The sequence below is a fragment of the Streptomyces sp. NPDC044704 genome, assembly GCF_056433525.1.
On record NZ_JBWKGY010000029.1, the window covers coordinates 24,873 to 38,232 of the forward strand.

At 69.3% G+C, this 13,360-nt stretch carries 12 protein-coding genes and 3 pseudogenes; 12 read left to right on the plus strand and 3 right to left on the minus strand.

All coding sequences use genetic code 11. From position 1 onward, the window contains the following. Window positions 1-36: 36 nt before the first annotated feature. Window positions 37-201 (minus strand): annotated as a pseudogene (locus AC07B0_RS37250) (amino acid permease); the annotation flags it as partial. A 182-nt stretch (window positions 202-383) separates the two neighbouring features. After that, a complete protein-coding gene (locus AC07B0_RS37255; protein ID WP_478900209.1) occupies window positions 384-1,595 on the minus strand; it encodes a carboxylate-amine ligase in 1,212 nt (403 codons plus the stop codon). Window positions 1,596-1,695: 100 nt separating this feature from the next. Between AC07B0_RS37255 and AC07B0_RS37260 the strand changes: the two are divergent. From AC07B0_RS37260 to AC07B0_RS37285, 6 genes and pseudogenes are all read left to right on the plus strand, one after another. Further along, window positions 1,696-1,881: pseudogene (locus AC07B0_RS37260) on the plus strand (tryptophan 7-halogenase); the annotation flags it as partial. A 41-nt stretch (window positions 1,882-1,922) separates the two neighbouring features. Next, a complete protein-coding gene (locus AC07B0_RS37265; RefSeq protein ID WP_478900211.1) occupies window positions 1,923-2,753 on the plus strand; it encodes an NAD(P)/FAD-dependent oxidoreductase in 831 nt (276 codons plus the stop codon). Between the two features lie 229 nt (window positions 2,754-2,982). Then, window positions 2,983-3,927 carry a helix-turn-helix transcriptional regulator gene (locus AC07B0_RS37270; RefSeq protein WP_356877664.1) on the plus strand — a complete coding sequence of 315 codons (945 nt, stop codon included), beginning with the start codon at window positions 2,983-2,985 and terminating at the stop codon, window positions 3,925-3,927. Window positions 3,928-4,045: 118 nt separating this feature from the next. Beyond that, window positions 4,046-4,933: a dioxygenase family protein gene (locus tag AC07B0_RS37275; RefSeq protein ID WP_478900213.1), complete on the plus strand. Its 888-nt coding sequence runs from the start codon at window positions 4,046-4,048 to the stop codon at window positions 4,931-4,933. A gap of 237 nt (window positions 4,934-5,170) precedes the next feature. Then, a pseudogene (locus AC07B0_RS37280) lies at window positions 5,171-5,371 on the plus strand (IS256 family transposase); the annotation flags it as partial. Between the two features lie 152 nt (window positions 5,372-5,523). After that, entirely contained in the window at window positions 5,524-6,123 is a 600-nt protein-coding gene (locus AC07B0_RS37285; protein ID WP_478900215.1) for a hypothetical protein, read from the plus strand. 189 nt (window positions 6,124-6,312) lie between these two features. Here AC07B0_RS37285 and AC07B0_RS37290 read toward each other — a convergent pair whose 3' ends face one another. Continuing rightward, a complete protein-coding gene (locus tag AC07B0_RS37290) occupies window positions 6,313-6,702 on the minus strand; it encodes a hypothetical protein (RefSeq protein ID WP_356877662.1) in 390 nt (129 codons plus the stop codon). Between the two features lie 1,005 nt (window positions 6,703-7,707). Here AC07B0_RS37290 and AC07B0_RS37295 point away from each other — a divergent pair. The 6 genes from AC07B0_RS37295 (at window position 7,708) to AC07B0_RS37320 (ending at window position 13,289) form a co-directional block, all read left to right on the plus strand. Continuing rightward, window positions 7,708-8,250, plus strand: coding sequence for a DUF6368 family protein (locus tag AC07B0_RS37295; protein ID WP_478900217.1), 543 nt, complete (start codon window positions 7,708-7,710; stop codon window positions 8,248-8,250). A gap of 360 nt (window positions 8,251-8,610) precedes the next feature. Further along, complete coding sequence (locus AC07B0_RS37300; RefSeq protein WP_478900218.1) at window positions 8,611-9,213, plus strand: TetR/AcrR family transcriptional regulator; 603 nt, start codon at window positions 8,611-8,613, stop codon at window positions 9,211-9,213. A gap of 73 nt (window positions 9,214-9,286) precedes the next feature. Further along, complete coding sequence (locus AC07B0_RS37305; protein ID WP_478900220.1) at window positions 9,287-10,465, plus strand: MFS transporter; 1,179 nt, start codon at window positions 9,287-9,289, stop codon at window positions 10,463-10,465. A gap of 316 nt (window positions 10,466-10,781) precedes the next feature. Further along, on the plus strand, window positions 10,782-11,237 hold the full coding sequence (locus tag AC07B0_RS37310; RefSeq protein ID WP_478900247.1) for an SCO4225 family membrane protein: 456 nt from the start codon (window positions 10,782-10,784) through the stop codon (window positions 11,235-11,237). 120 nt (window positions 11,238-11,357) lie between these two features. Continuing rightward, the gene (locus tag AC07B0_RS37315) at window positions 11,358-12,296 is read left to right on the plus strand and encodes an NADP-dependent oxidoreductase (RefSeq protein WP_478900221.1); all 939 of its coding nucleotides are present in this window, start codon (window positions 11,358-11,360) and stop codon (window positions 12,294-12,296) included. A 159-nt stretch (window positions 12,297-12,455) separates the two neighbouring features. Continuing rightward, window positions 12,456-13,289, plus strand: a complete 834-nt coding sequence (locus tag AC07B0_RS37320; protein ID WP_478900222.1) for a hypothetical protein — start codon at window positions 12,456-12,458, stop codon at window positions 13,287-13,289. Window positions 13,290-13,360 lie beyond the last annotated feature (71 nt).

Genomic DNA, 13,360 nt, shown 5'->3' on the forward strand with positions numbered 1-13,360 from the left:
GGGCTGATGCGGGGATCTCGGAAGTACTGGCGACGCGAGTTCGGCGCGGTGCGGTACCTGGAACCTCGGGTGGACGGCGGCCAGGGCGTGCGGGAGGTGGTGGTCGCGGGCCATCGCCAGGGTGGTGCGCGAGACCCCGAGGATCAGGGCGAGGAGCGAGCCGAGTGCGGCCACGGCGGCGCCCACCCGTACGACCGGCGCCGGCGCCCGGCCGGCATCGCCGGGTCGAGCGACTGGTAGACGAGTTTCCAGCTCGTGCCTTCCTGGTTGCGGGTGGAGACGACGTCGACGACGCCGAATTTGCGGCCGCGGTCGGTACGTGTTTGGTGGCTGCCCATGAAGATGCGGGCCGCGCGACGCGCCCGGCAGAGGGCTTCGCCTCTTCAGCACAGATCCGCAGCTGGCCAGGGCTGCGGGGCTGTGGTGGCGATCAGATGGTCGACGACGTCGGTGAGCCGGGCGCGGTGGCGATGGGCCGCGCGTTGCGCCTCCGGGCGGCTGCCTTGGGTACGCAGGCGGGACCAGAGCGTGTGGACGAGGTGGGTGTCGCCGTAGTGGTGGAGTGCGGGTTGCAAGTGGGCCAGGAGCTGGTCGATGTGCGTGGTGGCTGGTTTCAGGTGGCCGGTGAGGGGGTCGAGGCCGTGGCCTGTGATGCCGTCGCGGGCTGCTCGCCAGCTGGCGGCCCTCAGGAGCTCCGGGGCGGGTTTCGGGGCCTGTTCGCCCGCGTCGATGGCGGTCATGGCGGTCGCGGTCATCGCTCTGACGATGCCGGCGAGCAGCGCGGTGTCCTCGGGGGTGGCGGCGGCGTCAGCTGCACGGAACTCGAGGGTGGGCTGATGGTGGGAGGGGCGGATGTCCCAGTACAGGCCGCCGCGGTCCAGGACCGTGCCGCTGGTGAGGAAGTCCGCGATGAGGTCCTCGAAGTGTGAGGGGGATTCGAAGTACGGCGGGGGGCCGGCGACGGGCCAGCGTCCCCAGGTGGTGGTGCGCCAGCTGGCATAGCCGGTGTCCCGGCCTTGCCAGTACGGCGAGTTGGCCGACAGGGCGATCAGGACGTGGATCCAGGGGCGCAGGTGATTGCTGATCTTCAGGGCCGTGGCGAGGTCGGGTACCCCGATATGGATGTGGCAGGCGCAGGCGATCTGCTCGTCGTCCAGGGCCCGGAACATGGCGGCGCTGGCGGCGTAGCGGGGGCCGTCGGTCAGGGGTGCGGGGCCGGCCGGGGAGAGGACGGGGGTACCGGTGGAGATGATGCGCAGGTTCTGGCGGGCGGCGGCCTGGGCGAGCGAGCGGCGGGTGGCGCGGATCTGGTCGGCGAAGTCGGCGAGGCGGGTGTGGGGGTCGGTACGCGTCTCGACCTGGTAGCGGGTGAGCTCGGGGCCGACGCGGTCACCGAGGTCACGGGCGGCTTCGGCCACGACCTTCTCGGCGTGGGGGCGCAGCTCTCGGGTGAGCGGGTCGACCAGGAGGAACTCTTCTTCGGCGCCGACGGTGAGCGGGGGGAAGGGGGTCAGCCGTGCGGCAGGGGGCGGGGTTCGGCCATGGCCGGGGGCGGGTGATTGTGTGACGGCCGGCGTGTGCCCTGTACTCGTCATGGTGGCCATGCTGGCACGGGCAGCGAGCGTGAGGCAGAAGGCGAAATCAGCCGTTACCTCGAGTGGACGGGGGATGTGCGTGCGTGAGGACAGGCAGGTGATGGTCGCGGGCGGCGGACCGGCGGGGGCGACGGCCGCGGGGCTGCTGGCACGGCAGGGGTTCGACGTGGTGCTGCTGGAACGCGAACGCTTCCCGCGATATCACATCGGGGAGTCGTTGCTGCCCTCGCTGCTGCCGGTGCTGGACATCCTGGGCGTCCGCGAGACGGTCGAGCAGCACGGATTCGTCCGCAAGAGCGGGGCCTTCTACGGGTGGGGCGGCCAGGAGTGGGCGCTCGGCTTCGACGACCCTGGCAGAGAGGCCCAGTACAGCTTCCAGGTCATCCGCTCCGAATTCGACCAGCCCACGGCTGGCTGTGGGCCATTCCGCTCCACGACGGGACCCTCAGCGTCGGCCTGGTCACCGACAAACGCTCCTTCCAGCAGGCCCGCGACGCCCGTGGTTCCATCGACGCCGTCTACGAGGAAGCACTCGGCCGGTGCCCCCTGCTGGGGCGGATCCTCCACGGGGCGCGCCAGGACTCCGAGCTGAAGACCGAAAGCGACTACTCCTACACCGCCGAAGCGTTCTGCGGGCCGGGCTGGTACCTCGCCGGAGACGCCGCCTGCTTCCTGGACCCGCTGCTGTCCACCGGTGTGCACCTGGCCATGTACAGCGGGCTGCTCTCCGCTGCCGCGATCACCGCCGTCCTGCGCGGCGAAGTCGAAGACGGGGCCGCGCGGGCTTTTTACCAGACGGCCTACCGCAACGCCTACGAACGCCTGCTCATCCTCGTCGGCGCGTTCTACCGCATCCACGACGGCCGCGACGCCTACTTCCGGCAAGCCCAGCAACTCAGCCACCGCGACCAACGTCCCCTGCGGCTGCACGAATCGTTCCTCAACATCATCACCGGCACCGAAGACCTCCACGACGCCCGAGCCCTCTGCCCCGATCACCTCTACACCAAGCTCCGCAACCCCCTGGCCGGCCGGACCGGCCGGGGACTCGGCGGTCACGGAACCAGCCACATGCTCCCCCTGCCCACCACCCCAGCCCACGCAGCCGCAGGCCACTACCTCGCCCTCACCCCTTACCCCACCCTCCGCCCCGTCTGACACCCAGCCCGCCTTCGAACCCGGCTTGCACGCGGGGCTGGCGCCCTTCCGGAACACCGCAGCGGCAACAGGAGCCACTGGCGGGAGTTGACCAGGAGACCCACCTGCGTCTCGGCCAGCACGTCCTCGCGCGTCTCGGCCCGCGGCCTACCCGGACGGCAACCTTTGGTCTGGACCAGCGGGCGAGCCGGTCGCAGACTGTTCCGATGAACCCGTTACGGATCACCTCGTGAGCACGCACCGGACCGGCAAGCTGCCGCTGCACCGGCTGGAGGTCCCGTTCCCGCACCTCCTGCCCTTCGCCATAGGATCCTTCGACTCCATCGGGCCGCTCTCCCGCGCGAACTTCCCGCACCGGCACGCGTTCTACGAGATCGTCCACGTCACCGGCGGTCGCGGTGCGCACGTGCTCGACCTCGCCCACCGGCCCCTGGACCCGCCGCACCTCTGCGTGATCACACCCGGCCAGGTCCACCACTGGGAGGACATCGAGGGACTCACCGGTCGGGTGATGCTCTTCAACGAGGACTTCCTCCTCTCCCACCCCGACGACGCCGCCGCCCTGGACCTGCTGGCCGACCGGCCATGGCTGCGCCTGAGGGACCGCCAGGACGGGATCCCGGATCTGCTGGCGGAGATGGAACACGAGTACCGGAACCTGCGCACGGGATACGCCGGGGTACTGCGCGCCTACCTGCACATCCTGATCGTCCGGGCCCTGCGCAACCGCGAGCCGGGTCCGGGGCGGGAAAGCGCGGCACCGGGACGTGCCGCCGAGCTGGCCGCCGCGTTCACCCGCCTGATCGCCTCCCCGGGCGGTACGGACTCCTCCGTGGCCTCCTGCGCGAAGGAGCTGGGCGTGTCCGCCGGGCACCTGCACGCGCTGGTGAAGGAGGCGACCGGCCAGACCCCCGGGCGGCTGATCCGCCGCCGGCAGACATTGGAGGCCAAACGGCTGCTTGCCCGTACCGACCTCACGATCCGGCAGGTAGCACGGGACACGGGCTTCGCCGACCCGGCGTACTTCTGCCGCTTCTTCCGGCGCGAAACCGGTCTGACTCCGGGGGACTACCGGGCGGCGATCGGCCCGGGGAGCAGCCCGCAAGGCGGAGGAATTCACCATGATCCCCGGGTCCCGTCCATCGCGGCCGCCGCGAAGCGAACCGTAGGTTGACGCCGAGGGGGTCCGGGCGAGCGGTGCGCGCCCCCGTCTCCTGGCCGCGCCCCACCACGGCCCGGGGGCCCGGATCACTCCACCTTCCCCGCCCCACAAGTGAGAAGGAGTCCGACCCGTGCCCAGCCCCGGAGAGCACACCACCAACCCGTCACGGTCCGCACTGCCGAACGGCGCCCCCGCCCCCACCGGCCGGCCGAGCCGGCTGAGCCGCAAGAACTTCCTCAAGGCCGCCGCCCTCGCCACCGGCACACCGCTGCTCATCGGCGGTGGAGCGGCCCTGGCCCGTGAGCAGCGCGGGGCCGGCGCCGCGCCCGGACTGACCCCGGGCTGCGACGACGGCGACCACCCCACCGTGCCCCAGACGGAAGGCCCCTACTTCAAGCCGAACTCCCCGCTGCGCACCTCCCTGGTGACCGCGTCCACCCCGGGCACGCGGCTCACGGTCAGCGGATACGTCTTCGGTCGGGCCTGCCTGCCCGTTGCAGGGGCCCTGCTCGACTTCTGGCAGGCGGACGTGAACGGCGCGTACGACAACACCGGATTCGCGTTCCGGGGCCACCAGTTCACCGATGCCCAGGGGGCGTTCCGGCTGGCGACCATCGTGCCGGGGCTCTATCCGGGACGCACCCGGCACCTCCACGTCAAGGTGCAGGCCCCGGGCCGACCTGTGCTGACCACCCAGCTGTACTTCCCCGGGGAGCCGCGCAACAGCACGGACTCGATCTTCGACGTCCGGCTGCTCATGAACGTGCGTCAGAACGGCTCGGCGAGGGAGGGCACCTTCGACTTCGTCCTGGACATACCACAGACGCCGTCACCGTCCCCCACCGTCACGCCTCCCGGCCCGAGCACCCCGCCCGGGGGCACCTGGGCGCCGGGGACCGCATACCGGACCGGCGACCGGGTCACCTACGGAGGGGCGGCGCACACCTGCATCCAGGCCCACACCTCCGTTCCCGGCTGGGAGCCTCCGAACGTCCCCGCCCTGTGGCGCCGTAGTTGAACCACCCGCCGCCCTCGCTCCCGGGCAGGCCGGCGCGGAGGAAACGTCCTCCGCGCCAGCCCCCACCCTCGGGGGTCGGGGGTCGCGGATCGCGTAAGCTTCCGTTTCAACTTCAGGCGGCGGTTCCGTTGCCGGCAACCTGCCGCACCGAGCCAGGGCTAGACTTCTTCGAACCGCCACAGCTGATTTCTGGATTCATCCACCTGGCCCCACAGCACGACCTGCGGATCATGAACCCCATTGCTTCGGCCCTTCGCCACCGTCCGGCTGCGGACCAAGGCCACCAAGGGCGCCGGATCCCGCGCCGCCGCCCTCGCCATGGTGTTCGAACTCGTCGAATCCGCCCAAGCCCGCCGGCGCTCGGTCAACGGCGCCCACCTCGTCGCCCTGGTCCGCGCCGGAGCCCGCTTTGAACGTGGTCAGCTGGTCGAGCGGCCCGCGCCTGCCGCTGCCTGGCCGAGCTCGACCGTTGACGAGCCGCTCGCTCACGCCGCGGGCGGCCAGGCGATCAGCCTCAGATTCGCAGGGGCCGGATTCCTGCCCAGACACCGCAACGTGAGCTGCCTGCGACGTAGCCGAGGTGTCCAACCGTGGTGAAGCAACGCGTCCCGGATGGCTCCGGCAACCAACCCCGGTGCGACCACCACGCCGTGCTCAACCCACGTCACCATGCGCTGTCCATCAACTTCCTCATGCAGGACGACGATCGCCACGCCGGACTCGTCGTCGGGCGCGACCACCCAGCGATAGCGCTCCCCGTCGACGACAACAACCCGCGTTCCCTTTTTTGCTATGGCCATGCAATGCAGCTTTTCAGGTCTCGTACCGCCGCACGAGCTCGCGCACAGATCGACGGTGTGCCTCTGTCGGGGCGTCGTGCAGCACGGCGGGGCCTCAACCGATCCGGCGCCAGATGTCGTCTGGATGTTGCCTCACACGCGCAACCTCCAGCCTCTATCTCGCCGCGCTTCGCACCTCTGACCGAGGTCAACCAATCCTCAAGTATCGACAGCGCTCTCGTGTGGGCGTCAGCGGCTGGTGTACACGCTGCGGCGCAGCAGCCTCGGATCGAGGAACTGCTGCGCGCGCAGGAGACCTTCGTGGAGGAGCTGTTCGACGCGCTGCTGGATGAGCTGGGCTTCCCTGAAACTGTCCGCTCCGCATCTCAGCCGCTAGAAAATGACGTCTAAGGGCCGACCGGTAACCGGCTGGTCCACCGGCGCCAGCCCCGCCGAGGACATCGGGTGGCGCCCAGGCCCGCACCACGCTGCTCTAAGCCGTCGCACGCCACCACTACCCTCACCTGCTCGCCGCCATCGTCGAGGTCGGCGGTGAGCTGGAGCTCCCAACTGGCCGTAACGGGCGATTCAGGGGCGCGGTCAGCGCCGGCCGCCGCCGATGCGGCGGTCGTCGGCCAGTGCGGTCAGCGGGCCGAATTCGCAGGCAAGCTGGTTCCACGTCAGAACCTCGCCACAGCGGGCAGGGAATTCCTTCGGGTTGAACTCGGGCATGGTCCAGGTGCCAGTGCCCCGGTCCCGCAGCCACAGGTCCCCGTCACCGTCGACCACAGTCGGCGGGACCGGTACGGGCTCGGCCTGATCGGTGGGCTCCCAGGTGACCCGGCCCGGGTGGGAAGCGCGGCGCAGCTCGGTGGTGGCCAGCCGCGCCGCCAAGTCCCGGGTGGACTCTTCGGCCTCCTTGACCGACGTGAGTCGGAATGCGTCGTCAAGTACGGGCAGGGCTGGATTCTTGCTGCGCTTTGAACTCATACGCTGACTACCTCCGGTGGGGGGCGTCACATCCCTTATGGCACCCCGTAGAGGAACACGGTATCCGAGGCGGGAGCCGGGCCGGCTACGACCACTGTCCAGGTGAGGCGCTGACACACCGGACGGTGGGGCTGAGGCACGACGCGTCCGCTGTGGCGCCAGGTTCCGACCCGTGCCGGGAGCGGTGCGCTGTGCGGACCTCGAGTGCCCGCCGGCCTATGCGGGAGTCGAGGTAGCAAGGTCCGCTGCGCCTAGCCAGTGATCACACCGGGCGGGGGCGGAGGAAGCGGTGGCGTGTTCGGGAAGGGCGGGACTCCCTCACCCGGCGAGCCCGTCCCCTTGCCACGTCGTTCGGGATGGACGCCATGCCTGGTCTCCCCTTCGAATGCATAGACGTGTCCCGGGATGCTTGGATCCTTTAACAGGTGATCTTGACCGATTGCCAGGCGAGCTTGACCGGTCAGCTGTTTGCGGCACCAACGACGGGCGCGCGTGCCGCGGCGGAGAGCTCATCACCGTACGAAGTCGCTGACGCAGTTGCCGGTGCAATCGCCGAACGAGCTCAAGATCATCCCTAAGACGAGGATCGCCAGGACAATCCACGCTACGTGGGCAAGCGAATTGTCTTTTCCCTTCGGGGGTTTCGGTGTTCCGCCCCGCGGAACCTCATTGTGGCTCTCGGGCTCGCCACCGGCGCCGTCGTGTCCCTCGTCCACCATCGTGTCATCCCCCGTCGCGGCGTGTCCTCCCATGGCACGGCTTCAGGTCTCGTCCGTCAAGGCATGCGGCGGATTGCATCCGAACTTGACGGCGCCCGGAGGCGTCGCGGTCCGTGCGGCCCTGGGCACCCGGTCGGGCGGCGCTTCGCAGGTGGAGGGCATGGCTTTGTTCACGGGAACGGGTTCTGGCTCTGGCTCTGGCTCTGGCTCTGGCTCAGGTTGTGTGGTGAGGGCACGCTGAGTAACCGGTTGAGGGATGGAAGCCCAGGCTGGCTAGGCTCTCGCCATGAGCGGTCCGGTGTTGGTGATTGAGTTGGCGGAGCCGGTCCCACCCGTAGCCGTCCAGCGGCTCCGGGAACTCCTTGTCCGTTCCTCGTCTCACTTCGAGGAGAAGCGGGTCGGCGAGTACGACCTGAACATTCACGCGGAAAGCCTCGGCATTGCCGAAACCGGGGACATCGACGGACGCCGGCCTGTCATGGTCTCTCTCATGGGGCCCGGCGTCGGCGATGAGGGCATCTTCGAGGCCGAGCATGCCGACGAAGTCGACCAGGAACCCCTCATCGGCTTCACCCCGACCCACGCCGTCGACGTCATGGCGTTCTGCAACAGGCCGGTCGACCACGTCGTCACGGCCCTGCTGACCGCTGCTGTCATGGACGTGATCGGTGGCGTCGCCAATGCCGAACTTCTTGAGGATCAAGTCCCGATCGTGACCGGCCTTCCAGGCGTCATCGCGATGATGACGGATCTGTGGCCTGCCGCCTACGGTTCAGCGGAATTCCTCAGAGCGTGGGGTCGGCAACCCGGCTTCCGGCTCCTGAAGTAGCCGCAGACCAGCTAGTTCTTAGGCCAGAAGCACACGCTTGCGAACCTGAGCCAGAACCACAACCCGTGCACAAAGCCACACCGCCGCCTCCCACGCCGAGCATCTGGAAACCAAAGCCCGCCTCCTCTTGGAACGGCTTCCGGCCACCGGCCACCGCACCTGGCCGACGCCCAGGACGACGCCGTCGACGTCGCCGAGCGGATCGATCCCCGTCACCGCCCTGGCAAGTGCCGGCTCCCGCGTCTGGAGGGAGCCCAACCTCGTAGGCACCGCTGCGGCGGGACTCGCCGCGTAGGAGCGTCAGGTGGTTCCGCCGACGCATTATGTATTTCGAGATACAGAACGTGGTAGCGTCCACGCATGGCCAGACCACGATCCTTTGACGAGACGACGGTGCTCGAAGCGGCGGCGGCTCAGTTCCGTGTCCACGGCTACGCCGATACGTCGACCGAGCAGCTCTGTGAGGCCGCTGATGTGCGGCGCAGCAGCCTGTACAACGCGTTCACGTCCAAGGATGAACTCTTCGTGCGGGCGCTGGAGCACTATGCGACCACCATGCGAGAGCTTCAGGCGGGGATCCTGACCGACACTTCCCTCAGTGGTGGCGACCGGCTCCGGAAGCTCGTCGATGCGATCGTCGACGAGGAGCGCGTCGCTCGCGACGAGGGCCATGCCGCCGGCTGCATGGGCGTGCACACCCTGATGAATCCCGACCTGCGGGCGCGCGACGAACGCATCGCACGGATCCTCGAGCGAGACCTGCGTGAGCGACTCGGCCTGCTCGAAGACGCCATCCGGGCCGGCCGCATGGACGGAAGCATTCCTGACGGCCCTGACGCTGGTGAAGGCGCGGTCCTGGTCAACACTCTCATCGCCGGCCTCCGGGTGACCGCGCAGACCGGAGTCACTCCCGCGATGCTGCGCCGGATCGCGCTCGGTGGGCTTCGTTCCCTGCTGGTCTGAGCGAAGAGGGCGGCAAGCCCTGGTCTCGGCATGCCCAAATTTTGGACTTCAAAATACAGAAAGAGTTCCTGCTGTGAACAAACGACCTCTCCACTGGCTCATGCTCACCCTGCTCCTGGTAGCCATGAGCGAGTTGCAGACGATGGGCATGCTGCCCGACATGGCTCGTAGCCTCGGTGCCTCGACCGCCGCGATCGGCGCCTTCATCTCGATCTACTCCTTCGGCATGGCCATCGGCGGCCCGCTCATCGCCTGGGCCCTGCGCAAGGTCCCGCCCAAGACTGCGCTGTTGGGCGTCGTCACCGCCTACGCGGTGATGGAAGCCGCCGTCCCCCTGGTACACGACTACTGGTGGATCGCCGCGCTTCGCCTGCTGACAGGAACTCTCGGCGGCGCCGTGTTCGGTCTCACCCTGACCATGGCCGCCAGGCTCGCCCCCAGCCCCGACCGCATCGCGTCCTCGATCACCATCGTCCTCAATGGGCTCATGCTCGGTGCAGTCCTCGGCCTGCCCGTCAGCCACGCCATCGCCAGCGCCTGGAACTGGCAGACGAGCTTCGTCGCCCTCGGCGGCGCCGGCCTGCTCATCGGCCTGCTCGACCTGCGTACCCTGCCCGTCCTGCCCGCGGCCTCCGCGCAGGCCACCGCCGACGAGCTCCAGCAGTTCCGCTCGCCCCGCCTGTGGAGCCGCTACCTCGTCAGCCTGCTCACCATCGGCGCGACCTACGGGGCGTTCTCCTACTTCACCCCCCTGCTGGAGCAGGACGCGGGCTTCTCCTCCCATGCGACGACCGCGATCCTCTTCGGCTACGGCCTGTGCACCGTCATCGGCAACAACCTGGTGGGCCGCTACGCGGACCGTCATGCGGTCACCCTGCTGCGCATCGGCCATCTCGTCCTGGCCGGCTCGCTGGTGCTCCTCGCCCTCTTCGCCCACCTGCCCTGGGCCGCTCTGCCCGGTGTACTCCTGGTCGGCCTCGTCGGCGTCACGATGAACCCCGCACTCGTTGTCCGGGTCGTCGCAGTCGCCGGAGCCGGAAACCTGGTCAACACCGTGCACACATCCGTCATCACCCTCGGCGTCGTGGCCGGCAGCGCCATCGGCGGCGTCGCCATCAGCGGCGCCGGCGACAGCGGTTCAGCCGCCGCCATGTGGACCGGCGCCCTCCTCGCGGTCCTCGCCACCTGCGTCCTGACCGCACAAACCGTCGAATACAAACGACGCGTCCGCCCACAGCCGGTACAAGGCTGACTCAGCATCCCGCCCCGTCCGCGCCCGGCTCCAGGGCGCAGGCGGGCACCACCTGGGGGCCGGGCGATCGACACCATGGCCGGGGCGCCCTGGAAGCACAGCGCCGGCTCGACGACCCGACGTACGTGTACCCGCCCGCGCTGATGGACCTCATGGGCTCTGTGGCCTCCGCCGGGGCATCAGGCGTGATCGCCGTGCACGGCTCTGACCAGGTACGTAGAGCCCACCAGGATAAGTAGGCGTACTCAGGTGGCGCGCCCCGGCGGCTTCGAGACTGGCACCAGGACGAACGAAGCGGAACAGGACGGGGAACGTGATGGTGCGGCGCTGGTCGAAGCCCGAGATGTGGGTGCCCGGGGGATACCTGGCGCTGGTGGTCGCGATGCTGGTCTACGTCGCGGTCGTCAGCCGGACCGGGGATGTCGGGTTCTTCGGAGTCTGGCCGATCCTGGCCACCGCGCCGGTCAGCCTCTTCCTGCTGAGCACCTTCGGACCCGCCGCGGCCGCCCTGGACGAGCCGGCCCCAGTCGAGGGGCCCCTCTACGAAGGCTCGCAGCCGCCCACGAAGCTGCCCACGGACTACCCCTCGGAGTCGGACCCGCTCCCTGCGGACTGGGTGGCACCTGACACTTCCGTCGGCAAGCTCGACATGTGGTCCGAAGCCGGCTTCTACGGTGCGGTCCTGGTCGGCGCCCTCGTCAACGGCGCCGCGATCTGGGCCCTGCTCCGCTACGTGGCGCGACGGCGCTACGCCAGGAGTGCGCGGGTCTAGGCTGCCGTCAGTACTGCGGTGACCTGCAGGTTCACCGGGTCGTGATGCGAGGAACGCCAGCACACCGCCGGGCGGCGAAACCCTTTCCCTCTCATGATCATCTGGCGCAGAATGCTCGGCATGACGATGACACGCGTGATCACCCAGCAGACCATCGGCGGCTCCGACGTCCTGGAGCTCGCCGAGACACCCACTCCGTCCCCCGGCCCTGGGGAGGTGCTCGTGGGCGTACGGGCCACCGGTATGAACCCCGCGGACTGGAAGGTCCGCATCGGCAAGGTGGACTTCTTCGGCCCGCCGCCGTTCGTCCTGGGCCACGAGTTCAGCGGCACGGTGGAGGGCGTCGGCGAGGGCGTGACCCGCTTCGCGATGGGCGAGGAGGTCTACGGATGGACCGTCCCGCCGCAGGGCAGTCATGCAGACCACGTGGTGGTGACCGAAGACCGCATCGCGCCCAAGCCGCGCACTCTCGACCACGTCGGCTCCGCCGCCCTGCCGATCTCCGGCTTCACCGCCTACCAGGCCCTGATCACCCTCTCCGACGTACAGCCGGGCCAGCGGGTGTTGATCCACGGCGCGGCCGGCGGCGTCGGGCACCTCGCGGTACAGATCGCCAAGGCCCGCGGCGCGTACGTCATCGGCACCGCCCGCGCCACCAAGCACGAATACCTCCGCGGACTCGGCGTCGACGAGGCAATCGACTACACGGCCCGGGACTTCTCGACCCTGCGCGACATCGACGCCGTGCTCGACACCGTCAGCAACGACTACGGCCCGCGTTCCCTGCCCACCCTCAAGCCGGGGGGCATCCTGGTCGACGTTGTCGGCGTCGGCGTGGACCGCACGCTGGTCATGGCTCGCGCTGCCGAACTCGGCGTACGGTTCGTGGAGTTCTTCCTGGAACCCACCCCCGCCGTACTGACCGCCTTCGCCGAGCTCGTCGACGCGCACGGCATACGGCCCACGATCTCCGCGACCCTCCCGCTCACCGAGGCCGCGAAGGCCCACGAGCTGAGCGAAACCGGACGGGTCCAGGGCAAGATCGTGCTCGTACCCTAGGAACCGTGCGGGACCGACGTCCGCGCGGCTTCGCCTCGTACTCGTGTCGATCCGGCGCTGGGGCGAGGTGAGCCTCCAGACGACCGGGGCGGTGCCCGGGCCATCCCGATCACGGCGATACCGAAGCCGCGGGCTGCGCTGCGCCCTACGATCATGATCATGTCGATCACATCTCCCATACCTGTTCTGCAGGGAAGCAAGAAGACCGTTCTCCGCTCCGTCGGTGGGGCGCTGCTTCTGAGCCGCCCGCATGAGGAGCTGAGCATTCCGCTGGCGGCGATCGAACGGGTACGCGCCGTGGGCCGGTCCGTCGCCGTCGAGCTGACCGCCGCGGTGGGGGCGACGCCGGCCGTCCACCGGGTCGGCGGTGTGAGCGAGGCAGCCGCCAGGGCCTTCGCAGATGCCGTGAACCGTGCTCTGCCCGAGCGTGCCGAAGGGGACGTCGTGGTCGACGGCTCCGGCCTGGTCGTCACGCGCGTTCTGACCGAGTCCCAGGCTGAGAGGAGGCGGCGCGCCTTCAGGTGGGGAGCGCTTGCCGTTGCCCTGGTGCTCGTCGCTGTGGCCTTGGCCTTCGGAATCCGCGTAGGCGGGATTGACGGTTTCATGCTGGCGGTTGCCACTCTGCTCGGCGGGTTGTTCTCAGCAGTGGGAATCGCGGGCGGTGCTGCGGGGCTGTGGTCGGCGTGCAGGGGGTGGTACCTGACCCGGCGCGGCATCACCGTCGAGGCGGAGAACGCGGCTGAGACACCCGGCGAGCTCCGTGGGTCGGGGACGTACATCTACACGGACACGGCGGGCGTCAGCCGGAGCATGGCTCTGGGAAGAACCGGTGCCGAGACCATCCAAGTCGCCTATGACCCTCAGGACCCCGCGAGGGTGGTCACCCACCGCTCAGGGCGTCGGACGGCCGTGTACGTCCTCCTCTCCCTGGTCTGCTTGTGCTTCGGCCTCGGCTTCACGTTCGCCTTGATCATGATGCTCATCACGGCGTGAAGGTGCCCACGAGCGTGTCCGGTCGAACTGTCACGTCCGTCGCGCGTGCGCAATGAAGTTCGGCCATCGCG